Annotated in this window: 22 protein-coding genes, 1 tRNA gene and 1 riboswitch; of the genes, 16 read left to right on the top strand and 7 right to left on the bottom strand. The window is 65.9% G+C overall.

What is annotated here, in order from left to right; genetic code table 11:
* Positions 1 to 266 precede the first annotated feature (266 nt).
* From LFT43_RS02570 to LFT43_RS02545, 6 genes are all read left to right on the top strand, one after another.
* Positions 267 to 1,007: a response regulator transcription factor gene (locus LFT43_RS02570; RefSeq protein WP_395800968.1), complete on the top strand. Its 741-nt coding sequence runs from the start codon at positions 267 to 269 to the stop codon at positions 1,005 to 1,007.
* Between the two features lie 13 nt (positions 1,008 to 1,020).
* Positions 1,021 to 2,496, top strand: coding sequence for an ATP-binding protein (locus tag LFT43_RS02565; protein ID WP_395800966.1), 1,476 nt, complete (start codon positions 1,021 to 1,023; stop codon positions 2,494 to 2,496).
* A gap of 164 nt (positions 2,497 to 2,660) precedes the next feature.
* Positions 2,661 to 2,833, top strand: a riboswitch (cyclic di-AMP (ydaO/yuaA leader).
* A 2-nt stretch (positions 2,834 to 2,835) separates the two neighbouring features.
* Positions 2,836 to 3,573, top strand: a complete 738-nt coding sequence (locus LFT43_RS02560; RefSeq protein ID WP_395800964.1) for a hypothetical protein — start codon at positions 2,836 to 2,838, stop codon at positions 3,571 to 3,573.
* A 135-nt stretch (positions 3,574 to 3,708) separates the two neighbouring features.
* Positions 3,709 to 5,142: a glycosyltransferase gene (locus LFT43_RS02555; protein ID WP_395800962.1), complete on the top strand. Its 1,434-nt coding sequence runs from the start codon at positions 3,709 to 3,711 to the stop codon at positions 5,140 to 5,142.
* Positions 5,139 to 7,268, top strand: a complete 2,130-nt coding sequence (locus LFT43_RS02550) for a glycosyltransferase family 39 protein (RefSeq protein ID WP_395800960.1) — start codon at positions 5,139 to 5,141, stop codon at positions 7,266 to 7,268. The genes LFT43_RS02555 and LFT43_RS02550 overlap by 4 nt, the downstream gene beginning before the upstream one ends.
* A 6-nt stretch (positions 7,269 to 7,274) precedes the next feature.
* Positions 7,275 to 9,365 (top strand): ArnT family glycosyltransferase, encoded by a 2,091-nt coding sequence (locus LFT43_RS02545; RefSeq protein ID WP_395800958.1) that lies wholly within the window; start codon positions 7,275 to 7,277, stop codon positions 9,363 to 9,365.
* A 21-nt stretch (positions 9,366 to 9,386) separates the two neighbouring features.
* Here LFT43_RS02545 and LFT43_RS02540 read toward each other — a convergent pair whose 3' ends face one another.
* The 3 genes from LFT43_RS02540 to LFT43_RS02530 form a co-directional block, all read right to left on the bottom strand.
* The gene (locus tag LFT43_RS02540) at positions 9,387 to 10,064 is read right to left on the bottom strand and encodes an HAD-IA family hydrolase (RefSeq protein WP_395800956.1); all 678 of its coding nucleotides are present in this window, start codon (positions 10,062 to 10,064) and stop codon (positions 9,387 to 9,389) included.
* A gap of 54 nt (positions 10,065 to 10,118) precedes the next feature.
* Positions 10,119 to 10,496, bottom strand: coding sequence for a VOC family protein (locus LFT43_RS02535; RefSeq protein ID WP_395800954.1), 378 nt, complete (start codon positions 10,494 to 10,496; stop codon positions 10,119 to 10,121).
* A gap of 69 nt (positions 10,497 to 10,565) precedes the next feature.
* Positions 10,566 to 12,035: an MFS transporter gene (locus LFT43_RS02530; protein ID WP_395800951.1), complete on the bottom strand. Its 1,470-nt coding sequence runs from the start codon at positions 12,033 to 12,035 to the stop codon at positions 10,566 to 10,568.
* Positions 12,036 to 12,136: 101 nt separating this feature from the next.
* Here LFT43_RS02530 and LFT43_RS02525 point away from each other — a divergent pair, with 101 nt between their 5' ends.
* Positions 12,137 to 12,844: a TetR/AcrR family transcriptional regulator gene (locus LFT43_RS02525; RefSeq protein WP_395800949.1), complete on the top strand. Its 708-nt coding sequence runs from the start codon at positions 12,137 to 12,139 to the stop codon at positions 12,842 to 12,844.
* Between the two features lie 189 nt (positions 12,845 to 13,033).
* On the opposite strand, the gene upp is transcribed toward LFT43_RS02525, so the two are convergent.
* Entirely contained in the window at positions 13,034 to 13,669 is a 636-nt protein-coding gene (upp, locus tag LFT43_RS02520) for a uracil phosphoribosyltransferase (RefSeq protein WP_395800947.1), read from the bottom strand.
* Between the two features lie 23 nt (positions 13,670 to 13,692).
* On the opposite strand from upp, the gene LFT43_RS02515 reads away from it, so the two are divergent.
* From LFT43_RS02515 to LFT43_RS02505, 3 genes are all read left to right on the top strand, one after another.
* On the top strand, positions 13,693 to 14,202 hold the full coding sequence (locus LFT43_RS02515; RefSeq protein WP_395800945.1) for a nucleoside deaminase: 510 nt from the start codon (positions 13,693 to 13,695) through the stop codon (positions 14,200 to 14,202).
* 91 nt (positions 14,203 to 14,293) lie between these two features.
* Positions 14,294 to 14,680, top strand: coding sequence for a VOC family protein (locus LFT43_RS02510; RefSeq protein WP_395800943.1), 387 nt, complete (start codon positions 14,294 to 14,296; stop codon positions 14,678 to 14,680).
* Positions 14,677 to 14,955, top strand: a complete 279-nt coding sequence (locus LFT43_RS02505; protein WP_395800941.1) for an acylphosphatase — start codon at positions 14,677 to 14,679, stop codon at positions 14,953 to 14,955. Before LFT43_RS02510 ends, LFT43_RS02505 begins: the two co-directional genes overlap by 4 nt.
* 24 nt (positions 14,956 to 14,979) lie before the next feature.
* Here the strand turns inward: LFT43_RS02505 and LFT43_RS02500 are convergent, their stop codons facing one another.
* Genes LFT43_RS02500 through LFT43_RS02490 form a run of 3 tightly spaced genes read right to left on the bottom strand, consistent with a single transcriptional unit; the run spans position 14,980 to position 17,678 of the window.
* On the bottom strand, positions 14,980 to 16,200 hold the full coding sequence (locus LFT43_RS02500) for a DNA glycosylase AlkZ-like family protein (RefSeq protein ID WP_395800939.1): 1,221 nt from the start codon (positions 16,198 to 16,200) through the stop codon (positions 14,980 to 14,982).
* Positions 16,201 to 16,248: 48 nt separating this feature from the next.
* On the bottom strand, positions 16,249 to 16,644 hold the full coding sequence (locus tag LFT43_RS02495) for a 6-pyruvoyl trahydropterin synthase family protein (protein ID WP_395800937.1): 396 nt from the start codon (positions 16,642 to 16,644) through the stop codon (positions 16,249 to 16,251).
* A gap of 2 nt (positions 16,645 to 16,646) precedes the next feature.
* Complete coding sequence (locus LFT43_RS02490; RefSeq protein WP_395800935.1) at positions 16,647 to 17,678, bottom strand: zinc-binding alcohol dehydrogenase; 1,032 nt, start codon at positions 17,676 to 17,678, stop codon at positions 16,647 to 16,649.
* A 130-nt stretch (positions 17,679 to 17,808) separates the two neighbouring features.
* Between LFT43_RS02490 and LFT43_RS02485 the strand changes: the two genes are divergently transcribed.
* From LFT43_RS02485 to LFT43_RS02460, 6 genes are all read left to right on the top strand, one after another.
* Positions 17,809 to 17,898: transfer RNA gene (locus LFT43_RS02485), tRNA-Ser, on the top strand.
* Between the two features lie 428 nt (positions 17,899 to 18,326).
* Complete coding sequence (locus tag LFT43_RS02480; protein WP_395800933.1) at positions 18,327 to 20,387, top strand: copper-translocating P-type ATPase; 2,061 nt, start codon at positions 18,327 to 18,329, stop codon at positions 20,385 to 20,387.
* Positions 20,388 to 20,486: 99 nt separating this feature from the next.
* On the top strand, positions 20,487 to 20,960 hold the full coding sequence (locus LFT43_RS02475) for a hypothetical protein (RefSeq protein WP_395800931.1): 474 nt from the start codon (positions 20,487 to 20,489) through the stop codon (positions 20,958 to 20,960).
* A gap of 148 nt (positions 20,961 to 21,108) precedes the next feature.
* On the top strand, positions 21,109 to 21,708 hold the full coding sequence (locus LFT43_RS02470) for a DUF305 domain-containing protein (protein WP_395800929.1): 600 nt from the start codon (positions 21,109 to 21,111) through the stop codon (positions 21,706 to 21,708).
* Between the two features lie 14 nt (positions 21,709 to 21,722).
* On the top strand, positions 21,723 to 22,142 hold the full coding sequence (locus LFT43_RS02465; protein WP_395800927.1) for a hypothetical protein: 420 nt from the start codon (positions 21,723 to 21,725) through the stop codon (positions 22,140 to 22,142).
* Entirely contained in the window at positions 22,135 to 22,530 is a 396-nt protein-coding gene (locus tag LFT43_RS02460) for a hypothetical protein (RefSeq protein WP_395800925.1), read from the top strand. Before LFT43_RS02465 ends, LFT43_RS02460 begins: the two co-directional genes overlap by 8 nt.
* Positions 22,531 to 22,611 lie beyond the last annotated feature (81 nt).

The raw sequence follows: 22,611 nt of genomic DNA, 5'->3' as shown, positions 1-22,611 counted from the left end.
TGTGTGCGGGCTGTGCCGAACGGCAGGCCTTCCTGTGACCTGCAGCAGTGGCGTGTCGGATTCTGCTGGATCACTCGCCGCGCGCGGGAGCCGGGGCCCGTGATCGCGCGGATCGACAGGCTGGACGGAGGAGTGATCCAGCAGAATCCGTCGCCGGGTCCGCCCCGAACCGGCACAACCTTTGGACAGGTGGCTAGGCTGGGACTCACAGGGTGCTCACAGCATCGGCAAAGCACCGGCAAACCGGCAGATTGGAGAGTTGTCTCATGGCATCCTCGCACTCCATGACAAACAACCTTCCCCAGCTCAGCCACCCGGACGGTTCCCCCATCCGCGCCCTTGTGGTGGACGACGAACCCAGCCTCGCCGAGCTCATGAGCATGGGCCTCCGCATGGCGGGTTGGTCGGTGGCCGTGGCCGGCGACGGTCCCACTGCAGTCAAGCTCGCCAAGGACTTCCGGCCCGATGTCCTGGTGCTGGATGTGATGCTTCCAGGGTTCGACGGCGTCGAGCTGCTGGGCAGGATCCGCGCCTTTGCGCCCGAGGTGCCTGCGCTCTTCCTCACCGCGAAGGACGACGTTCAGGACCGCATCGTCGGGTTGGCCGCGGGCGGGGACGACTATGTCACCAAGCCGTTCAGCATGGAGGAAGTCCTGTTGCGGCTGCATCGCTTGGTCCAGCGTTCGGGCGTTGCCGCGATGGACACGGCCGAGCTGGTTGTGGGTGACTTGACCCTGAACGTGGACACCCGCGAAGTCACCCGCGGGGGCGAAGACATCCAGCTGACGGCAACCCAGTTCGAGCTCCTGCGCTACCTCATGGAAAATCCCAAGCGCGTGGTCAGCAAGGCCCAGATCCTGGACCGCGTATGGGACTACGACTTCGGCGGGCAAGCCAACATCGTGGAGCTCTACATCTCATACCTCCGCAAGAAGATCGAGGCCAACCACCCGCCCATGATCCACACTGTGCGCGGAGCCGGCTACGTCATCAAGCCTGCCGAATAGCCCGGGACGCCGAATGTCCGCACTCTCGGGTATCCCCCGCCAGACCGACCATAGCTGGTTCGATCCTTCAACCTGGCACCTGCGCACACGCCTGATCCTGGTCTCCATGGCACTCCTGGTGGCCATCTGCGGAGCCGTTGGGGTGGTCAGCTACGCCTCCATGGACGTGTTCCTCACGAAGCAGCTCGACCAGCAATTGATGCAGGCTTCCCACGGCCGCCCGCCCATAGGTGATCCGAATGGACGCCCAGATCCTTTGGACGCCCGAGGCCAGAGCATCGGCACGCTGAATGCACGCATTCTTGGCAGCCAGGTGAGCAGTGCCGGGTTCTTGTCCTCCGATGCCACCCGTACGTCCTTGTCGCCCAACGATGCCGGAATCCTGTTGGCTCTCCCCCACGATGGCCACCCGGTTGATCGGACCCTTTCCAATGGCGGGTACCGGCTGGTCGCCACTGAAACCCCTTACGGCGATGTTGTCATCACGGGGCTGCCCCTCGCCTCGAAAGAGGACACCGAGGCCTCGCTCGTGTGGACCATGGTGCTGGTGTCCTTGGGCGGGCTGGTGCTCATTGGACTCGCGGGAACCGTGCTGATCCGCCGCACCATGCGTCCCCTGGAGCAACTCTCCGACGTCGCCACGAAAGTATCGAAGCTTCCGCTCGACGCCGGCGAGGTGGCCCTCGCGGTGCGCGTCCCGGCGTCGGCGGCCCACCCCGGCACCGAGGTGGGCAGCGTCGGTCATGCTCTGAACCTCATGCTGGACAACGTTTCCAGCGCGCTGGAGGCACGCCAGCAAAGCGAAACCAAGGTGCGCCAGTTCGTGGCCGATGCCTCGCACGAGCTGCGGACGCCGCTGACGGCGATCCGCGGCTACACAGAGCTGTTGCGCATGACGGAGACGCTCACCGAGGACGGCCGCAAGTCGCTGGGCCGGGTGCAAAGCCAGTCCGAACGGATGACCACCCTCGTGGAGGACCTCCTTCTCCTGGCGCGGCTCGACGAAGGCAAGGCACCCGAGTTCACCGACGTGGACCTCACGCAGTTGGTGATCGAGACCGTGAGCGACGAGAAAGTCATGGCCCCCGAGCACATCTGGCAGCTCAAGCTCCCGGATGAGCCCCTCACTGTCCGCGGCGACACCACCCAGCTCCACCAGGTCCTGGCCAATCTGCTGTCCAACGCCCGCAAGCACACCGAGGCGGGAACCACCGTGGTCACGGGAGTCATGCGCTCGGCCGACGGCAGCGCCGTGGTCACCGTGACCGACAACGGGCCCGGCATTCCGCCTGAATTCCAAGGCAGGATCTTCTCGCGCTTTGCCCGTGCCGACGCCGCCCGTTCCGGTTCCGAGGGCACGTCCGGGCTCGGCCTGTCGATCGTGGAATCGATCGTTCAGGCCCATGGAGGCACCGTCGAGGTGGCCTCGCGTCCCGGCCGGACGGAATTTGCCGTGCGGCTTCCAGCGCTCAGAACCGCGACGGCCTGAAGGGCCGCCGAGAAGACCACGACGCCGGAGGGCGGCGAGCGCAAGTCGGCGCACCGGCGTCGTGATCTCCGTTACCTAAATGTGACTTATCCTGTGTGCTCCTGTACCGTCGAATGGGTGCGCAGGATTGTTCCGGCCACCGCCGGGTAGGCGCCGAGCTCTGCCACTCCCCGGTGCCCAAACTCCAGGCAGAGACGGGGGACCCAGGTCTCCGGGCAAGCGCTCATGTTGAGCCAGCCCTAGGGGTGAAGCCGTACCGCCACTATTCCGAGTGGCCACGGCCGGATGACCTCATCCGAATCCGACAGCTAACTCCGCAGGCGTCGAGAGGCAATCACCATGTCTGATTCCAAGAATCAGTCGCGCCCTGTTGCGCGCCACCGCGGCGAAACTGCCCGGAAAAACAAGTCACGTTCCACCCTGAGGCGAGCCGCCGCAAACCTCGGCACCAGCCAGCGCATGGCAGTTGTTGCCGGCGTCGTTGCTGTGTTCCTCGGGGCAGGCGCCGCCACCCAGGCCGCCGGACAAGCCATCAGTGCCCAGGACATGAGCCAGACGTCCGAATCGCGCGCGGTTGCAGAGCACAGCGCGACGCCGTCCGCCACCGCTACGCCGTCGGCCAGCGAAAGTGCCAAGCCGAGCACCGCTCCGACGCAGGCTCCCGCTCCAGCTCCTGCCGCCGTCGCACCCCAGGCTGCGGCACCGGCTGCGCCGCCCGCTCCCGTGGCACCTCCCGCTCCGGCAGCCCCGGCTGTGCAGGTCGCCGTCGATGACCCCGCCGGCGCCCAGGCTTACGCAGCGAGCATGCTTTCCTCCTACGGGTGGGGCCAAGGCGAAATGTCCTCCCTGATGACCTTGTGGAACAAGGAATCCGATTGGCGGACCACTGCCACCAACGCCTCGAGCGGCGCTTACGGCATTGCCCAGTCACTGCCGGGCGAAAAGATGGCATCCGAAGGCGCCGATTGGCAGACCAACTACCAGACCCAGATCCGCTGGGGCTTGAACTACATCAAGGAACGCTACGGATCCCCGTCTGCGGCTTGGGCCTTCCACTTGGCCCACAACTGGTACTAAAACGCACAACGTACGCAGAGGTCCGTCCCTTCAAGGGGCGGACCTCTAGTGCGTTAACCAGGCCTCTCCCACATCCACAGCCGTGTCACAGGTTCCGCCTAAAGCACTCATATTCGGCGGCGGCACTCTGGATACATGACGCTCATCGAATCCACCACAGGAACCCTGAAGGACCCCGCGGTGGTGCCGCCGGGCCTCCCGATTCAACCCAGAACCCCAATTCAACGCAGCACTGCCGTTCAATACAGCTCAGTGCGGCGCACCCCCGTGGACATCCGCGCCGCTGTCCCCGTCCTCGATGTCACGATCCCCGTCTTCAACGAGGAACGCGACCTCGAAGAGTGCCTGCGCAGGCTTCACGGCCATCTGCGCGAATCTTTCCCACACGGCTTCCGCATCACCGTGGCCGACAACGCCAGCACGGACAGCACCTTGAAAATCGCCGAACGGCTGGCCAGGGAATTGCCGGAGCTCGTGGTGGTCCACCTTGAGGAGAAGGGACGCGGCAACGCGTTGCGCAAGGTGTGGCTCGCATCGCCGTCGCCCGTTCTGGCCTACATGGACGTGGATCTGTCCACGGATCTCGCCGCGCTGGCGCCCCTTTTGGCGCCACTGATCTCCGGCCATTCGGACCTCGCCATCGGCACACGGCTAACCCGCAACTCCCGGGTTGTCCGCGGCCCCAAGCGCGAATTCATCTCGCGCAGCTACAACCTGATGCTGCACTCGTTCATGGGCGCCCGCTTCAGTGATGCCCAGTGCGGCTTCAAAGCGATCCGGGCCGACGTTGCCCAGCAGATCCTCCCCCACACCTTGGACAACTCCTGGTTCTTCGACACTGAACTTTTGGTCCTCGCGGAACGCTGCGGCCTCCGGGTCCACGAAGTGCCCGTGGACTGGATCGACGATCCCAATTCCAGCGTCGACGTGGTGCGCACCGCCCTGGCCGACATCCGCGGCATGGCCCGGCTCACGCGGGACCTCGTCTCCGGACGCATCCCCATCCCGGAACTGCGCGCAGCCCTTGCCCGCGGCCCGCTCCCGGCGTCGTCCCGTACGGCAGAGCAGAGCCCGCGCAGCAGCCTCTTCGGGCAACTGGTCCGGTTCGCCGCGATCGGTGCTGCGTCGACTCTCGCCTACGTGCTCATTTTCTTGTTCTGCCGCGGATTCATGGACCCGCAGCTGGCCAACTTCCTGGCGCTGCTCATCACGGCCATCGCCAACACCGGCGCCAACCGCCGCTTCACCTTCGGCATCCAGGGCGGCAATCCCGTGCGGCACCACTTCGAGGGATTGATCGTCTTCGGCATCGGCCTTGCGCTCACCTCAGGGGCGCTCGCCTTGGTGCACAGTACGACGACGCCGGACCGCTGGGGCGAGCTCCTCACCGTGGTCGGGGCAAACCTCGCCGCAACTGCGGTCCGCTTCCTGTTGTTCCGCTTGTGGGTCTTCCGGCAACCCGGAAGACGGCCGGCGCTGCCGGTCCCGTCGGTTCAGCCGGCCCAGCCAGAGCCAGTGATCGAATCAACCTCACCAGACAGCCCGCTCACAGAAACGGCAGCATCATGACCTCCACGATCTCTCACGCAGGCACGGAGCCCGCCGTCGGAACTGCGGACGCAGGCCACGGCCACCGCTCCACTGGGCCATCAACTCCCGGGGCCTCGGGAACCACGCCCCGCTGGGCCCGATACGCCTTTGGCCGGCAGCCCCGCTGGGTACGGCCGTCCGCCGCCGGGCTCCTCGTGGCCACCGCGTTCCTGTATCTGTGGAACCTCGCGGCCACCGGCTACGGAAACTCCTTCTACGCTGCAGCCATCCAGGCCGGTACCAAGGACTGGACAGCATTGCTGTTCGGTTCGCTCGACGCCGGCAATGCCATCACCGTGGACAAGCCACCCGCATCGCTGTGGATCCCGGCCTTGGTGGGCCGGATCTTCGGCTTCTCGTCCCTGAGCATGCTGGTTCCCGAGGCACTGATGGGCGTAGCCGCCGTCGGTCTCCTCTATATCACGGTCAAGCGCGTATCCGGACCCGGAGCGGGTTTGCTTGCCGGCGGCGCCCTGGCGCTGACCCCGGTGGCCGCACTCATGTTCCGCTTCAACAACCCCGACGCCATGCTGACCCTGTGCCTGGTGTTGGCGGCGTACTTCACCACTCGCGCAATTGAACGCGCGGGCTGGAAGTGGCTCGCCGCAGCCGGAGCCGTAGTGGGCCTCGCGTTCCTGAGCAAAATGCTGCAGGGTTTCCTGATTGTTCCGGGCCTGGGACTCGCGTACTTCTGGGCCGCCCCCACCACGTTGCGGCGGAGGCTGCTGCACCTGCTCGGCGCACTGGCCGGTATCGCCGTGGTGGCTGGCAGCTACATCGCTCTTTTCCAGCTGATTCCGGCTTCGGCACGGCCTTACATGGCAGGGTCGACAACCAACAGCTTCCTCGAGCTGACCTTCGGCTATAACGGGCTGTCCCGCATTACGGGCTCGGGCGAAGGCATGCCCGGCGGCGGAGGCGGCACCGTCGGCGGAGGCGGCACCGTCGGCGCGCCAGCAGGTGCTCTGGGCGGTTTCGGTGGCGGTGGTGGCGGGAACGCCGGCTTCGGTGGAGCTGCGGGGATCGCCCGCATGTTCGGCACGAGCTTCGGCGCTGAGGTCTCCTGGCTTCTGCCTGCGGCCTTGATACTGCTGGCTGCCGGCCTCTGGTTCACCCGCCGGGAAGCACGAGCCTCGCGTACCCGGGCCTCGCTCATCCTGTGGGGCGGCTGGCTCCTGGTCACCGCGGGAGTCTTCAGCTTCATGAGCGGCATTGTCCACCCCTACTACGCAGTAGCGCTCGCACCGGCAATCGCCGCATTGGTGGGCATCGGCAGCGTGGAACTGTGGCGGGGCCGCGGGTACTGGCCCGCCAGGATCATCCTGGCCGTGGTAGTCCTCGGCAGTTCAGTCTGGTCCGCGGTTCTTCTGGGCCGCGATGCCTCATGGCTTCCCTGGCTGCGCATCGTGATCATCGTCCTGGGCGTGGTGGCCGCCGCCGCAATCCTGCTTCGCCTCGACTCACTACGGCCCGCTGGCCGGTTCCGCAGCGCGGCGGCCGCGGCCGTCGTCGTCGTTTCCCTCCTGGCCGGCGGCCTCGGCACCGCGGCGTGGACGCTCGCGACGGCGGCTACCGCGCACTCCGGTTCCATCCCGACGTCGGGTCCCAGCGGCTCCGCGATGGGCGGTTTCGGAAACCGCGCCGTCGGGTTCGGCACTGATGGATTTGGTACAAGGGATTCAGCCACGAGCGGTGCAGCGGATCAGGCGGGTGCCGCGGGTCAGTCGGGTGCCGCGGATCAGGCCGCAGGCGGCCCGGGTGGCGCGGGGACGGCCGACGCCGGACTGAGCGCGCTGCTGACGGCCACCACCACCAAGTGGTCCGCGATCGTTTCCGGAGCGACCCAGGCGGCCAGCCTTGAGCTCGCCACGAACACCAACGTGATCGCACTCGGCGGCTGGAACGGCGGCGATCCCTACCCCACGCTGGCACAGTTCCAGGACATGGTGGCCAAGGGACAGATCGGCTACTTCATCGCTGGTGGCGGCATGGGCGGCGGTGGATTCGGCGGCCGGGGCGGAAACTCCGAGGTGGCAGCTTGGGTCCAGTCGAACTTCCAAGCCCAGACTGTGGGCAACTCCACCGTCTACAAGCTGACAAAGTAGCCTCCGATGACCACTTCCTACTCGACAGACACCGGGTCAAAGCCGGACACCGATTCCACGTCAGAGCACGCGGCGCCACCCCTGCCGTTGGTTTCGCGATCCCGCTTGATACTTCTGCCGCGGACACAAGCGCCGCAGGTCCAGGACGGCCGGGCCCGCACCGGCCGAACCCGTCAGGCCCTGCGCCACCGTGTGGAACTGGCCAGCGTGCTCGTTGCGACGGCGGTCCTGTACCTCTGGAACCTCGGCGCTTCCGGCTGGGCCAACCCGTTCTATTCCGCGGCAGCCCAGGCCGGTTCGCAGGATTGGGCTGCCTGGTTCTTCGGATCCTCCGACGCCGCCAACTCCATCACCGTGGATAAACCGCCGGCGTCGCTCTGGGTCATGGGCCTCTCGGTGCGGATCTTTGGACTGAGTTCTTGGAGCATCCTGGTTCCCGAGGCGCTCATGGGGGTGGCGACGGCCTGGCTGCTGTACTTGGCAGTACGGCGGACCGCGGCCCCGGCCACGGGCGATCCCAGGCTCGCCCACCGGGCGGGGCTGCTGGCCGCCGTCGTCATGGCCATCACACCTGTGGCCACCCTGATGTTCCGCTTCAACAACCCGGACGCCCTGTTGGTGCTCCTCATGACAGCCGCCGGCTACGCCACGCTGCGGTCCATCCAGGACAACAAATTGCGCTGGCTCCTGCTGGCCGGGGTGTTCCTGGGCTTCGGGTTCCTGACCAAACAACTCCAGGTCCTGCTGGTGGTTCCTGGATTTGCCGTGGCCTATGTGGTCGCCGCGCAGGGTGGAGTGGGCCGCCGGCTGCTTCGGTTGCTCTACGCGGGGGCGGCCATGGTGGGAGCCGCTGCTTGGTGGCTCGCCGTCGTCGAACTCATTCCGGCGAACATGCGGCCTTACATCGGCGGCTCCCAGAACAACTCGATCCTGGAACTGACGCTCGGCTACAACGGCTTGGGCAGGCTCAGCGGCCAGGAGACCGGCAGCGTCGGCGGCGGCAACGGTTGGGGCGTTCCCGGCCTGTTCCGGATGTTCAACAGCGAGTTCGGCGGCCAGATCGCGTGGCTGCTGCCTTCCGTGTTGATCCTCGGGGCGGGGCTGCTGTGGCTGGGTCGACGCGCCCCGCGCACGGATGCCGTCCGTGCCTCGGTGATCGTGTGGGGCGGGTGGGTGCTCGTCACCGGGCTGGTCTTCAGCTTCATGGCCGGCATCATCCATCCCTACTATGCAGTTGCCTTGGCTCCGGGCATCGCCGGGCTCGCCGGCCTGGGCGGGGTGCTTTTGTGGCAGCGTCGCGGGCAGCTCGTCGCCGCGGTGCTGCTTGCCGTAGCTGTGGCCGTGGCCGGATTCATGGCTCTCGATCTCCTGGGCAGCACCACAGTGTATGGTCCGCTGCTACGCTGGCTGGTGCTCCTCGCCGCCCTGGCCGCGGCGGCCGGACTGCTGCTCGCCGGGCGCTTCACTTCCCGCATCGTCCAGCGCACGACGGCGGCGCTCGCCCTCGCGGCGTCGCTCGCCGGGCCGTTGGCCTACTCCATATCAACCGCATCCGTGACGCACAGCGGTGCAATCGTGAGTGCGGGTCCGGCCACCGGTTTCGGTGGCTTCGGCGCAGGTGGCAGGGGCGGTTTCGGACAAAACGGCGCTGGCCAAAACACTGCCCAAAACACTCCGCCGCAAGCACTCCAGCAGGGCGCGCAGGCCGGCTTTGGCGGGAACCGGCAAGGTGGCGGCATGGGCGGCCTGCTCGGCGCCACCACGCCGTCGTCGGAATTGGTGGCCGCACTGAAAACCGGTGCGTCCAGCTACACTTGGGCGGCCGCCGTCGTGGGTTCCAACAACGCGGCCGGCTACCAGCTTGCCACTGAACTGCCCGTCATGGCGGTCGGCGGATTCAACGGAACGGATCCGTCTCCCACGCTCGAGCAGTTCCAGCAACTCGTGGCACAAGGCAAGATCCACTTCTTCATCGCCGGCGGCACCATGCAGGCTGACAGTGGATCGGCGGCGCCGGCCCAGATCGCGCAATGGGTGGCCGCGAACTTCCAGGCGCAGACCATCGGCGGAACCACGGTGTACGGGCTGGTCGGCTGAGCTGCCTGGCTTCGCGACCGGCTAGAACCGCAATTCGATGACCCGGCGGCCCGAAGCGTCCAGAGTGGCTGTGGCAGAGACGGCGGAGTAATCCGCGATCTGCCACAGCCCATCTGCCACTTCGCCGCCGGCGTCGCCCACTACGACGGTCATCATTCCGGCGGCGAGAGCGGAAGCGATCCCTGCCGGTGCATCTTCGAAAACGACGACGTCGGCTGGCTCGGCACCGAGCAGCGCGGCCGCCATCAGGTAACCCTCCGGGTCCGGCTTGCCGCGGGTCACGGCCTCGGAGGTCACCGTGGTCGCCGGCATGCCGAGGCCGGCTGCTTTCATGCGCACCCCGGCGAGGATCCGATCAGCCGAGGTGACCATGGCGACGGCGTCGGCAGGCAGGGACTCCAGCAGCTCTGCGGCTCCGGGCAATGCCACAATCCCGTCCGTCCGCGTCCGCTCCATCTCCCCGAGTTCCTCGGCGAGCGCGTCGATGTCGGCTCCCGCCGGGGCGAAGCGGCGCACCGTGTCCTTGGCTTGGACCCCATGCGAGGTCCGCAGGATCTCCTCGATGTCCAGTCCATAGCGGCCGGCGAATTCGCTCCACACCTGTTCCACGATCGCGGTGGAGTCCACCAAGGTTCCGTCCATATCGAAGAGGACAGCCCGGACGGTCAGGGTTTTCACGGATTCAACAGGCAGGTTCATGCATCCATCCTGCCCGCGCGGCCCGGCCGAAGACCAACTTTTACGGCGTGAGTCCTAGCCGTTCGGCCTGCCGGGGATGTACTGGACGGCCCATTTGTTGCCGTCCGGATCGGCGAAGTACACAAAGTGGCCCCAGTCCTGGACGTCGATGTCGCTGACTTCCACCCCGTTGGCCTTCAGCTGGTCGTGCGCTTCCTGAATGTCGCCCACCACCATCTGCAAGCTGGGGGCGGTGCCGGGAGGAGCATCGTTGAGGCCCTCGCCGATGCAGATGGAGCAGGCCGAGCCCGGCGGAGTCAGCTGGACAAAGCGGATGCCGTCCATGGGCCGCTCGTCGTAGTCGGCGTTGAAGCCTACTTTGTTGACGTAGAAATCCTTGGCGCGGTCCACATCGGACACAGGGACAAACACAAGTTCAAGTTTCCAGTCCATGCGCCAAAGGCTATCCGCGGAGCCGGAAAACCGGTAGAGGGCAATCGCCCCGGCTCCGCGCGCCTTGGGCTAGACCGTTTGAAGGGAAGGCTCGACGGCGGTGCTCCCCCGGGCGCCCACACCGGCTTCCGTTTCAGCCTGGCTTGCGGCGAGTTGCTCGGCCAGGCTGCGAGCGCGGGCGCGGGACGGAAGAAGCCACGCCACCAAGGTGGCAAGGACCAGCACGGACGCACCGACGTAGATGGCAGGAATGGCCGCGTCGACGTAGCCCGTGGGAGTGAGTTTGCCACCAGCTCCGGTGAAGACTGCCGTCAGAACGGCCACACCGAGGGCTACACCTATCTCCCGGAGCGTGGAGTTGGTGCCGCTCGCCTTCGCGTGGTGTTCGGCGCGCATGTTGGCGAGCACCGCCGTCGACATCGGGGCGAAAACCAGGCCCATACCGATTCCCGCCGCAATGAAGCCGGGCACCAGGGTTTCATACGGGACCGTCGCGGAAAGAACTCCGGCGAGCCAAAACATTCCCGCCGTGAGCAAGGCGAGGCCTGTGACCATAAGCGTCCTGGTGCCGAGCCGCGGCGCCAACAGGCCTGCAAGCGGTGCCACAAACATGGGCGCCAGGGTCCAAGGCATGGTCATGACACCGGCCGCGAGAGGCCCGTGGCCCTGCACCACCTGCAGGAACTGGATGAGGATGAAGACCGACCCGAAGATCCCGAAGCTGAAGGTCAGGCCGATGAGGTTGGCCACGGTGAAGCTGCGGTCGCGGAAGAGCCGGAGCGGAAGCAGCGGCGCGGCGACGCGGGATTCCCACAGAACGAAGGCGAGCAGCAGGACCCCGCCACCGATCAAGGCGCCGAGCACTTCGGCACTGGACCAGCCGGCGTCGTTCCCTCGGACAATGCCGAAGACGAGCGCCAGGAGGCCCAGTCCGGAGAGAAGAAGGCCTACGACGTCGGCGCGCACACGGGCGCCGAAGCTATTCGGCAATGCGAAGAGCGCCAGCGGAATCGACAGGATTCCGATGGGCACATTGAGCCAGAAGATCGCTTCCCAGCTCCAGCCCTCCACCACAGCGCCGCCAATCAGTGGCCCAAGGGCCACACCCAAGCCCGAGACTCCGCCCCAGATCCCGATGGCAAGCGGACGCAGCTTGTCGCTGACCGAGCCCACAAGAAGGGTGAGTGAAAGCGGCATGAGAGCCGCCGAGCCGACGCCCTGCACAGCGCGGGCGCCGATGAGCTGCCACGGTTCCGTGCTGACGGCGGCTGCTGCGGAGGCCAGGGTGAAGATGGCAAGGCCGGCGATGAAGATGTGGCGGCGGCCGAAGCGGTCCCCCAGGCCAACAGCCAGCAGCATGAACGCCGCAAAGCTCAGGGAGTAGGCGTTGACGATCCACTGCAGTTCCTCGACGCTCGCGCCAAGGGCCTTGTGCATCACGGGCAGGGCATTGGTGACCACAAGGTTGTCCAGTGTGGCCATGAAGACAGGCAGGGAGGCCGCCACAATGGCAAGCCAGACGGGAATGGTGCGTTTCATGATGACTCCACGGGATCGCTGAAGGTGCCACTTATTGGGATGTTGTAATCGAATGATTACTTAAAGGGCAAAGTTAGTTATCGGCTGATAACATGTCAAGTGTGGTGAAGAAAACAGCGGGCACCGGCGCCCCCGAGACAAGCTCAGCAGGCCAGGTAACTGCCGAGCGCATTCCTGCGGCGCAACGGCGAAAGCTGATCTTGGAAGCTGCCACGGGGGTCTTCGCCGAGCGTGGCTACGCCGGCTCCACCACGGACCAAGTGGCCAAGGCCGCAGGGATCAGCCAGCCGTACGTGGTGCGCATGTTCGGCACCAAGGAAACCCTGTTCCTGGAGGCCTTGGACCGCGCGCAAGGCAAGTTGCTGCGGGCGTTCCGCGAAGTGATCGCAGCCTACGACGCCGGAGAGCTCACCGAAGAACTGCAGCACCTTGATCCTGCCGCCGGGAGCGGCCGACCGGAACAACTCAAACAGCTCATGGCCATCGCCTACGCGGATCTGGTGGAAGACCGCGGGATCCTCATGATGCTGATGCAGGCTTTCGTGGCAGGTCACGAGCCCGCCATCGGCGCACGGGCCAGGGAAGGATTCCTGGATATTTACCGCCTGGTCCGGGATGAAGCCGGCCTGCTCCCTGAAACCGCCCGCGATTTCCTAGCGCAGGGCATGCTCATGAACACCCTGATCGGCATCCGCCTGCCGGAAATCTACGCACAGGACTCCACAGCGGAGGAGTTGCTCGAATGCACCCTGCGGTCCAAGCTGCCCATGGTGCTCAAGGCAAGCAGGGCACAGCGCCAGGCGGGCTAGTTCCTCATGCCGGGACTTTGTCCCAGCGGCCCTGTAGCTTTCTCCCCTTCTTTGCCGCGCGGAAGCCCCGAAATGGCGCGACTCGCCGTGTCGCAAGCGCTTTCCAGTACCAAAAGTGGGGAAAACGGTCCGGCTACGAATTCGCGGCTACCCGGCCACGCCGTACAGCTACCCGGCCACGCCGTATAGCTACCCGGCCACGCCGTATAGGCGGTCTCCAGCGTCGCCCAGGCCTGGCACGATGTAGGCCTTCTCATTGAGCCTCTCGTCAATCGAGGCGAGAACGATCTTCACGTTGGCGTCGGAAAGCTCTTCCTCCAGCTTGGCCAGGCCCTCCGGCGCGGCCAGCAGGCAGATGCAGGTGACGTCCGAGGCGCCGCGCTTGAAGAGGAACTTGATGGCTTCGCGCAGGGTGCCGCCCGTGGCAAGCATCGGGTCCAGCACGAAGATCTGGCGGCCGGTGAGGTCCTCGGGGAGACGCTCGGCGTAGGTGATGATGTCCAGGGTTTCTTCGTCACGGGCCATGCCAAGGAAGCCCACTTCGGCAGTGGGGACCAGCTTGGTCATGCCCTCGAGCATGCCGAGGCCTGCACGCAGGATGGGGACTACCAGGGGCGTCGGCTTGGTGAAGGCGGTACCGATCGCCTTAGTGACGGGAGTTTCGATCTCCACCGGTTCGGTCCTGACCTCGCGGGTGGCCTCATAGGCCAGGAGGGTGACGAGTTCCTCGGTGAGTTGCCGGAAGACCGGTGAAGGAGTGTTCTTATCCCGCAGAACGGTGAGCTTGTGAGCGACCAGCGGGTGGTCCACGACGAGTGTGCGCATGAGTCCAAAACTATCATTGAGGCATGAGCACCAACGAGCCTTATCACGCAGAGCATGCGGCCTGGATGGGCCTTGCCTTGGACGAGGCCCGGCTGGCACTGGATACGGACGATGTGCCGATCGGGGCGGTGGTTCTTGGGCCCGACGGCGGCGTGTTGGGTGCCGGACGGAACGAACGGGAAGCGCACGGCGACCCAACGGCGCACGCCGAGATAGTGGCCATCCGCGAGGCCGCAGCAGCCCTGCAACGCCACGCCCTTGAACTCGGCGAAGGTGGCGATGGTTGGCGGCTCGAGGACTGCACACTCGTGGTGACGCTGGAACCGTGCGCGATGTGTGCCGGCGCCATTGTGCTCGCGCGGATTCCGCGGGTGGTCTTCGGCGCGTGGGACGAGAAGGCCGGTGCCGCCGGATCCGTGTTCGACATCTTGCGGGAACGCCGCCTCAACCACTGGGTGGAGGTCTACGCGGGCGTGCGCGAAGACGAATGCTCGGCCTTGCTGCGCGATTTCTTCGCAGCCCACCGGAAATAGCAGCACCCCAGCCGCATTGGCGTCGGAGCTCTTGAAATCTGCCGGTGTTGGACGTCAGATGGTCTCAGACAGCACACCTGAGGAGGACACCATGACGGTCTCTTTCAACCACACCATCGTCTATGCAACGGACAAGCGCCGTTCCGCAGAGTTCCTGGCCAACGTATTTGGACTCCCGAAGCCGCAGCCCATGTGGTCCTTCATGTCCGTGTCCCTTGACCATGGTGTGGCCCTCGATTTCGCCGCCACAGACCGGTCCATTTCCCCGCAGCACTATGCCTTCCTGGTCAGCGAGGACGATTTCGACGGGATCTTCGCCCGGATCCAGGCCGAAGGAATCCCCTACTGGGCGGACCCCGCGCGGTCCCGCCCGCAGCAGATCAACCACAACGACGGCGGCCGGGGCGTCTACTTCGCCGATCCGGACGGGCATTTCCTCGAGGCGATCACGCGGCCGTATGGATCAGGTGCCGCATGAGTTCCCCGGTGCGGGTCACGGCCACAGTGACTGGCCGCGTCCAAGGGGTCGGTTTCCGGTACTGGACAATGGCCAAGGCCCGGCGGCTGGGTCTGACCGGAGAGGCGGCCAACCAGATGGACGGCTCGGTGCAGGTGATCGCAGAGGGCGATCGCGAAGCCGTCGACTCCCTCCTGGAATGGCTGCAATCCCGGGACGCTCCCGGGCGCGTAAAACACGTGGATGCCATCTTCACGCCAGCCACCGGCGAATTCTCCGGATTCGGAGTGGACTGAACCCACTCCTGGACTGAAACCGACTTAGCCGTTTGCGGCGTTCGCCTTGTCCAGGGCATCGATGCGTCTCTGCCGCGAGGCCGGAGAATCCAGGCTGAACGAACGGAAATCGCCGAGGTCCTCGCGGATCCAGCCTTCAACTTCACTGATGCGCTGGGTAACGGCAGGGGTTGGCTTGGCGAACGTCCAAGCCGCGATCCGTTCCTTGCCAGGATCGTACTGCCACAGCCCGATGATCCGTCCCCGGTCCAGGATCGGGTGATCCGACAGGTCCGCCTGCAACGCCAGCGTTGTGTCCAGAACCTTCTTGCCCCGGTCCTCGTCGGCCAGCATGTCCGCTGAATTCCTGCGCAACAGCACCAAAGAATCCGTACCGGCCAGAAGCTGGATCTGCTCTTCCTGGGGTGCCTTGAACGCGGAAAGGCGTTCGACGTCGTCGGGCAGCATCCACAGCGGCTCGCCGGCCGCAGTGGTCACTTCAGTGGCGGAGACGGCGGCCAGGGCCGCCTTGCTCTGTGCGACGGTGAAGCCCGTGAACCATTGGCTCTGCTTGAACGTCGCGCCACCGGTCCAGCGCAGATACCGTTCGAGCAAGCGTGCGCGGGCGGCGTCGTCGTGCATGGGGCTGGGCGGCAGCACCCACGAGGTGTAGGCGTAGCGCTGCTGGTCGAGGCGGCCGTTGACGGGGACGCGGCGGATGCGGCCGTCGGCTTGAAGGAGGCCCAGCGCCGTGGGGAGGGTGGTGGCCGCGCCCTTCTTCTTGCCTTCTTCGCCGAGGCTGCGGACGGATTCGCCAAGCTCGTCCTTGAGTTGCTTCGGATCCATGGGGTCGCTGGACTCCATGAGGGTGTGCAGCACCTGTTCTTCGAGCAGGGTGATCTCACCGCGTTCGACGCCGAGCCGGGCCAGGACCTTGAACGGCGCCACCGCGGCGTCCCGGCCGATCTGGAGGGCCCATGCGAAATCGTTCCGGCCCAGGACATAGGTGCAACCGCGGGCCGTGGGGAGTTCGTGGATTCTCAGCTCTGCGACGTCACGATCCACCTGTTCGCGCCTGATCCCGGCCCGGGCGAAGAGCGTCAGGTAGGGGTTGGCGCCACCCACGGAACGGGCCCAGCCGGCGTGGTCCAGGACCTCCTCGGAGGTCTTGCCGGCGAGCGAGCCGTTGAGGCCCTGCCGATGCCACGCCCAGGCGCGGAGCAGTTCCGGAGTAAGCGTTTGGGTGGAAAGCACGGCGGACGTCATGGCCCCATTCTGCACCGTTGCCTGCCATCCATGGCAGTCCCGCGCGAGCTAGCGATCGAAATCCAGCGAGAAGCCTGCCCAGGCGTCGGGATGCTCGCGCAACAGGACGTCGACGCCGGCGAGCGCACCGCCGTCGTCGCTCTCGCGGACCCTAGCGGCAACCGCCTGAGCGATGAAGCGGGCCAGGACCTCCGTCGTGGTGAGCTGCCCGGCGAAGTCGGGGTGCTCGTCAAGGTTCCTGTAGTTCAGGCCGTCCAGTACCTCGTCCAGGATGGTTCCGGCGGCGCCGATGTCCAGCACGATCGCGTCGTCGTTCAGCTCCGCCCGGCGGAAGGTCACCTCGGCCACGAAAGTGGCTCCATGGAGTCCTTGGGCGGGCCCAAACGATTCCCGCGGAAGGCTGTGCGCGATCATGAAATGGCGGCGGACGGTGAGGCTGAACATCGTTAGGCTTTCCTCTCGGTGTCCGGGTAGGCAATGACGTGGCAGAGATCGTCCAGCTCGCCGTTTTCCAAGCCATCGAAGACCCCTGGGAGCTCCCCGAATTCCGACTCTCCCGTGAGGAAAGCGTCGAACACCGGGTCCTGCAGCAAAGACACGGCCAGCTGCAGCCGCTCGCTCGACGTCCGCCGATGCCGGCGCGAACGCGCCACCACGCCGACTTGGCTGGCTCGGATGGAGAGTCGCCGGGCGTGGAAGTCCTCCCCCAGCGGCAAGGAAACAGCCCGGTTGCCGTACCAGGAGAGTTCGATAATCTCGCCCTCGTCACCCACGAGCTGCAGGCTGCGGGCCAGTCCCTCATCGGTGGCCGAGCAATGGAACACGATGTCGCAGTCCTGCTTTGCGTCGTTCGGAAGAACGAATTCCACCCCCAGCGATTCCACGAACCCGCGTTTCCCCGGATCCGTTTCCACGAGTTGCAAGCGCTCCAGTGAGAAGCTGCGCAGCAGTGCTGCGGTCATGCCGCCCACCAATCCGGCCCCGACGACGGCGATCCTGTCACCGAGTCGGGGTCCGGCCTCCCAGAGGGCGTTGAGGGCGATCTCCGCGATGCCGGTCAGCACTGCGCGGCGTGGGGGCACGCCGTCGGGTATCCGGGTGAGGGATTCGATCGGCACCACGTAGCGGTCCTGATGGGGGTGCAGGCAGAAGACGTTCTGGCCGACCCAGTCCTCAGAGCCTTCTTCTACGACGCCAACCGAGAGATAGCCGAACTTGACCGGGCCCGGAAAATCTCCCGTTTGATAGGGTGCGCGCATTGCCTTCGCAATCCGTGCCGGCACGTGCGCTTCATGGACCACCAGTTCGGTGCCCCTGCTGATACCTGAATACAACGCTCGAACCAAAGCCTGGCCCTGCGACGGAGCCGGAAGTTCCTCACGCCGAAGTTCACCTTGGCAAGGGCCCACGGTCCAGTAGGCCAATGCGGTTTGTGTGTGCTGCTGTGCGTGCTGGGGTGCGGGCTGCGGGAAAGTCATCGTGTCTGTGAATCTAGCCCTGCGGCCGCGATTGCGGAAGGGATGGCTACTTGGACCGGCCGCCGTTTGTGGGGGGCGCCGCGGGGTCGTTTTGGGGAACAGGCCCCAACTCCGGTACCCTATTTCAGTTGGTGACGTGTCCGAGCGGCCGAAGGTGCAACACTCGAAATGTTGTTTGGTGTCAAAGCCAACGTGGGTTCAAATCCCACCGTCACCGCCAAGTAGCGAGGCCCCTGCTTCCCTTTGTTTACAAGGGAAGCAGGGGCCTTTTGCTTTGGGTGATTCAGGGGTTTGCCCACACTTGCCAGAGAGACAGCGTGATCGACGGCGTCTGAAACTGAACCCGGTCCTCGGCAAGTGGCGCGCTGCTTGCACCTCTTGACCAAGATACCCCCTGGGGGTATATTTCCGAGTGTCGTCAGTGAGTGGCATGTCCAGGCTGGTGCAGTGCGCCGCCGTCACAGCTGTGCAACGCCCTGAGCGCCCACTGATCCGGACCACCGGCCGCAAGACAGGGGCGCCCGGCAACAGGGCCGGATCCTCCCAGAGGAGCAATTAGTGGAAAACCACACCCATCACAACCACCAGTCCGCCCCGGACGGAGCAGCCGGACATATGACGCCCGGGATTCCGGCACATGGATCCGCAATGGCAACCACCCAATTGCACGCGAACCACCACGCGAGCCGCAGCTCGCAGGATGACCACATGGTGCACAACCACGGCCAGCACGCCGGCCACAGCACGGCCATGTTCAAGAACCGGTTCTGGCTGACCCTGGCCCTTTCGGTGCCCGTGGTGTTCTTCAGTCCGATGTTCGGGCACCTGCTCGCCTACTCGCCGCCGGTCTTCCCCGGCTCCGTCTGGATCCCGCCGGTCCTGGGGACGGTCATCTACCTCTATGGCGGCCAGCCGTTCCTCAAAGGCGGAATCGATGAACTGAAGGCCCGGCAGCCGGGCATGATGCTGCTGATCGGAATGGCCATCAGCGTCGCGTTCTCCGCCTCCTGGATCACGAGCCTGGGCATCGGCGGGTTCGACCTGGACTTCTGGTGGGAGCTGGCTCTGCTGGTGGCGATCATGCTACTGGGCCACTGGATCGAGATGCGGGCCCTCGGATCCGCCCAAGGCGCACTGGACGCCTTGGCCGCCCTGTTGCCGGATCAGGCTGAACGCCTCACTGACACCGGGACGGAGACCGTCAGCGTCTCCGAACTCAGCACCGGGGACAGGATTCTTGTCCGGTCCGGGGAGCGGATGCCCGCCGACGGCACAATCATCGACGGGCAGGCCGAGTTCGACGAATCCATGATCACCGGCGAGTCCAGGACAGTGCCCCGCACGGTCGGGGACCCGGTCATCGCCGGCACCGTGGCCACGGACAACACCGTCCGGGTCCGCGTCACCGCCGTGGGAGACGACACCGCCCTGGCCGGAATCCAGCGCCTGGTCGCTGAAGCGCAGGCGTCTTCCTCCAGGGCGCAGGCCCTGGCCGACCGTGCCGCGGCATTCCTGTTCTACTTCGCCTCAGGCGCCGGCGTCATCACCTTCATCGCCTGGACACTGTTGGGCAGCGTCCCCGAGGCGGTGACCCGCACCGTCACCGTCCTGGTGATCGCCTGCCCGCACGCGCTGGGCCTGGCCATTCCGCTGGTGATTGCCATCTCCACCGAACAGGCCGCCCGGGCCGGGGTGCTGATCAAGAACCGCATGGCCCTGGAACGCATGCGCACCGTCGACGTCGTCCTCTTCGACAAGACCGGCACCCTGACCAAGGGCGAACCCGAACTCAAGGACATTGCCAACGTTGACGGCCTGAGCAGGGACGAATTGCTGTCCCTGGCTGCGGCGGTGGAGTCCGACAGCGAACACCCGTTGGCGCTGGCCATCGTCAACGCCGCACGCGACAAGGGGCTGGGAATTCCCCAGGCCAGCGGCTTCACGTCCCTGACCGGCCGGGGTGTGCGCGCAACCGTCGACGGCAGGACCGTGCAGGTCGGCGGCCCCGCCCTCCTGAAAGAACTCGGGCTGGAGGAACCGGAGGCCCTTGCCGAGACCACCCGGGCGTGGATGGACCGCGGCGCCGCGGTGCTGCACTTCGTGGACGGGAACCGGATCCTGGGCGCCGTGAGTCTGGAAGACGCCGTCCGGCCCGAGTCGCGCCAGGCTGTCGCCGCCCTGCAGCGCCGGGGCATCAAGGTTGCCATGATCACCGGCGACGCCCGGCAGGTCGCCCGGTCCGTGGCCGCCGAGCTGAACATCGATGAAGTCTTCGCCGAAGTCCTCCCGGCAGACAAAGACAAGAAAGTCGCGGAACTCCAAAGCCGGGGCATGAAAGTGGCTATGGTCGGGGACGGGGTGAACGACTCCCCGGCCCTGGCGAGGGCAGAGGTCGGCATCGCGATCGGAGCCGGCACGGACGTGGCCATGGAATCGGCCGGTGTCGTCTTGGCCGGCAACGACCCCCGCGCCGTGCTGTCGATGGTGGACCTCTCACGCGCCAGTTACCGGAAAATGTGGCAGAACCTGATCTGGGCCACCGGCTACAACGTCATCTCCGTGCCTGTGGCCGCCGGGGTCCTCGCCTTCGCCGATGTCGTGCTTTCCCCGGCCGCCGGGGCTGTCCTGATGTCCATCTCCACGATCGTCGTTGCCCTGAACGCGCAGTTGCTGCGCCGGGTGAAACTGAACCCGTCCCAGGTGCGTTGAACCCCTCGGACTCAGCAACAGGCCGGTGAGCCTGAGCCGGTACCCTTGGAGGCGACGAAAGATCCGATGGAGTTCACTCAGCCCGGAAGGAGGAACGCCATGACCGCCACCCTATCTGGCCGCATCCCGGCGTTCCTAGTCCGGGCCGGGCTGATCGGCGGGATGCTCGCCATCATTGCCGGAATCCTCGGCATGCATGTCATGACCGGATCCCACAGCATGCACGCCGCGGCTGCTGCCGGGCCCGGAACGGGCATGATGCAGGTTGAAGCGTCGACCGCGCCGGGCTATGCCGCCCACAGCCACCTTGGCGCGCCTACCGCAGCGCCTGCCGCGGCATCAAAGAGCACCGCTGATACGGCGTCGTGCCCCGGTCCTGGACCGTGCCCTTCGGCGGCCTCCATGGGCGGTGTCTGCATCCCGGCCCCGGGGACGGCCTCGCTCGCGGCACCGCTGCCGGGCTCCACACCTTTCGCGGACCAATCCGACGCCGGCCTGGCCGTCACCGTTCTCGCGTACACATATCTTCCGGGAAGTCCTTCCCCGGGCGAACTCTGCATCAGTCGCACGTAAACCGGCGCTCCTGCGTGCCGGGTCCTGCCCGGCACCACGTTTCCAGCCTTGACACGCCCGCACGCCGGGGCTTCCGGCATGCCTTGCGGTGCGTCACCAGCCGACGGCGCCACGCGCCCAACGATGACCTAGAAGGACTCTGATTTCCATGAAGAAGTTTCCGACCATTTCCGCTGCCGCCATCGCCTCTGCCCTCGCCCTGGCCGGCTGCTCCGCAGGGACCGGCTCCAGCATGCCCGGCATGACCCATGACAGTACCGCCGCTTCGTCCCGTTCCGTGCTGGCCGCCGCCGGGGATCACAACTCGGACGACACAATGTTTGCCCAGGCGATGATCCCGCATCACGCCCAGGCCGTTCAGATGAGCGACATGATCCTCAACAAGCGGAACATCCCCTCCGCAGTGACAGCCCTGGCCACCAAGATCAAAGCCGCACAGGCCCCGGAAATCGAAAAAATGACTGCATGGCTCAAGGACTGGAACGAAACCGCCACAATGTCAGCCGGGCACAGCATGACGGGCATGATGGGCGCGGACGACATGACAAAGCTTGACGCTGCCCAAGGCACCGAAGCAGCCAAGCTGTTCCTGACCCAGATGATCGCCCACCACCAAGGCGCCCTCACCATGGCAAAGACCGAAGCAACGGCGGGGAATAACACCGACGCCCTCGCCCTCGCCAAGAACATCGCGACCTCCCAGGAAGCGGAAATCCAGGAAATGAACAACATGCTCGCCGGACTCTAGTCCGCCGACCACTCTTGTGCCGGCCCACGCCCTGGGCCGGCACAAGACCTCCCCGCCTGCACAAACTTGCCCTCACGGCCCACCTCACGGTGTCGGTCGGCTGGTTCGGCGCGGCCGCAGCATTCCTGGCTCTCGCCGTCGCCGTACTCGTGTCGTCCCTCGCCACCGTCTGGGGTCTGTTCCGGCACTACTCGGCGCTGATAAAACTGCTGATAACCGCTATGGCCACAGGCGTCCTGCTCGTACACATGGGGCCGATCAGCGGCCTTGCAGCCACGGCAGCGAAAACGAGCATGTCCGCTGCTGGTTTCCAGGGCCTGAAAATCCGGGTCGACCGGCTACGGGCAACGAGCACAGCGCAGGATGCCACAATCGACCGATATGGACCGCGCAAAGTAGAAAAACCCACATCAAGAGGAGAACTCCATGACTGAACACAGCACTCCGGGCGAGTCGGTTGCCGGCATGCTCGCCGCGCTGGCCCACATCGACGGAGCAGGCTTTCATGGCATCGACGAAGCCTTCCGGAAGGAATCGCCGGTCATCGACGAATTCTGGTCCAGCCGCACACGGGCGGCCCAGATCGCGGCAGCGTCCATCTCCTGGCCGGAGGAACTCGAAGAGCAAGCGAGATTCTTCGGCGCCGCCGCCGGCCAACTGGCCACTGCGCTCAGCGGTCGCGATGTGAAGGCCGCTGCAGCTGCTGGAAGAGAGGCCCACAAGGCCTGGCACGGCCTGAACACCCCGGCCTGGACCTACCTCGCGAAGACTGCCGGTATTCAGGTGAGCGGCGACGCGCACCAACCACATCATCAGCATTAACCCGCACGGCCTTTGCCGGTCCCGGGGACGCGGGATCGCGTCCCACTATCGTTGCACGGTTCCACTGGAGAAGGCTCGGCG

It is taken from the genome of Arthrobacter sp. FW306-04-A, assembly GCF_044358315.1.
In the GTDB taxonomy this organism is placed as follows: domain Bacteria; phylum Actinomycetota; class Actinomycetes; order Actinomycetales; family Micrococcaceae; genus Arthrobacter.
This window is presented reverse-complemented; position numbering and strand designations above follow the sequence as displayed.

Bases quoted from the DNA above. Each gene is read 5' to 3' on its own strand.
- LFT43_RS02570 (WP_395800968.1), top strand. From the start codon at position 267: ATGGCATCCTCGCACTCCATGACAAACAACCTTCCCCAGCTCAGCCAC.
- LFT43_RS02565 (WP_395800966.1), top strand. From the start codon at position 1,021: ATGTCCGCACTCTCGGGTATCCCCCGCCAGACCGACCATAGCTGGTTC.
- LFT43_RS02560 (WP_395800964.1), top strand. From the start codon at position 2,836: ATGTCTGATTCCAAGAATCAGTCGCGCCCTGTTGCGCGCCACCGCGGC.
- LFT43_RS02555 (WP_395800962.1), top strand. From the start codon at position 3,709: ATGACGCTCATCGAATCCACCACAGGAACCCTGAAGGACCCCGCGGTG.
- LFT43_RS02550 (WP_395800960.1), top strand. From the start codon at position 5,139: ATGACCTCCACGATCTCTCACGCAGGCACGGAGCCCGCCGTCGGAACT.
- LFT43_RS02545 (WP_395800958.1), top strand. From the start codon at position 7,275: ATGACCACTTCCTACTCGACAGACACCGGGTCAAAGCCGGACACCGAT.
- LFT43_RS02540 (WP_395800956.1), bottom strand. From the start codon at position 10,064: ATGAACCTGCCTGTTGAATCCGTGAAAACCCTGACCGTCCGGGCTGTC.
- LFT43_RS02535 (WP_395800954.1), bottom strand. From the start codon at position 10,496: ATGGACTGGAAACTTGAACTTGTGTTTGTCCCTGTGTCCGATGTGGAC.
- LFT43_RS02530 (WP_395800951.1), bottom strand. From the start codon at position 12,035: ATGAAACGCACCATTCCCGTCTGGCTTGCCATTGTGGCGGCCTCCCTG.
- upp (WP_395800947.1), bottom strand. From the start codon at position 13,669: ATGCGCACACTCGTCGTGGACCACCCGCTGGTCGCTCACAAGCTCACC.
- LFT43_RS02515 (WP_395800945.1), top strand. From the start codon at position 13,693: ATGAGCACCAACGAGCCTTATCACGCAGAGCATGCGGCCTGGATGGGC.
- LFT43_RS02510 (WP_395800943.1), top strand. From the start codon at position 14,294: ATGACGGTCTCTTTCAACCACACCATCGTCTATGCAACGGACAAGCGC.
- LFT43_RS02505 (WP_395800941.1), top strand. From the start codon at position 14,677: ATGAGTTCCCCGGTGCGGGTCACGGCCACAGTGACTGGCCGCGTCCAA.
- LFT43_RS02500 (WP_395800939.1), bottom strand. From the start codon at position 16,200: ATGACGTCCGCCGTGCTTTCCACCCAAACGCTTACTCCGGAACTGCTC.
- LFT43_RS02495 (WP_395800937.1), bottom strand. From the start codon at position 16,644: ATGTTCAGCCTCACCGTCCGCCGCCATTTCATGATCGCGCACAGCCTT.
- LFT43_RS02490 (WP_395800935.1), bottom strand. From the start codon at position 17,678: ATGACTTTCCCGCAGCCCGCACCCCAGCACGCACAGCAGCACACACAA.
- LFT43_RS02480 (WP_395800933.1), top strand. From the start codon at position 18,327: ATGGCAACCACCCAATTGCACGCGAACCACCACGCGAGCCGCAGCTCG.
- LFT43_RS02475 (WP_395800931.1), top strand. From the start codon at position 20,487: ATGACCGCCACCCTATCTGGCCGCATCCCGGCGTTCCTAGTCCGGGCC.
- LFT43_RS02470 (WP_395800929.1), top strand. From the start codon at position 21,109: ATGAAGAAGTTTCCGACCATTTCCGCTGCCGCCATCGCCTCTGCCCTC.
- LFT43_RS02460 (WP_395800925.1), top strand. From the start codon at position 22,135: ATGACTGAACACAGCACTCCGGGCGAGTCGGTTGCCGGCATGCTCGCC.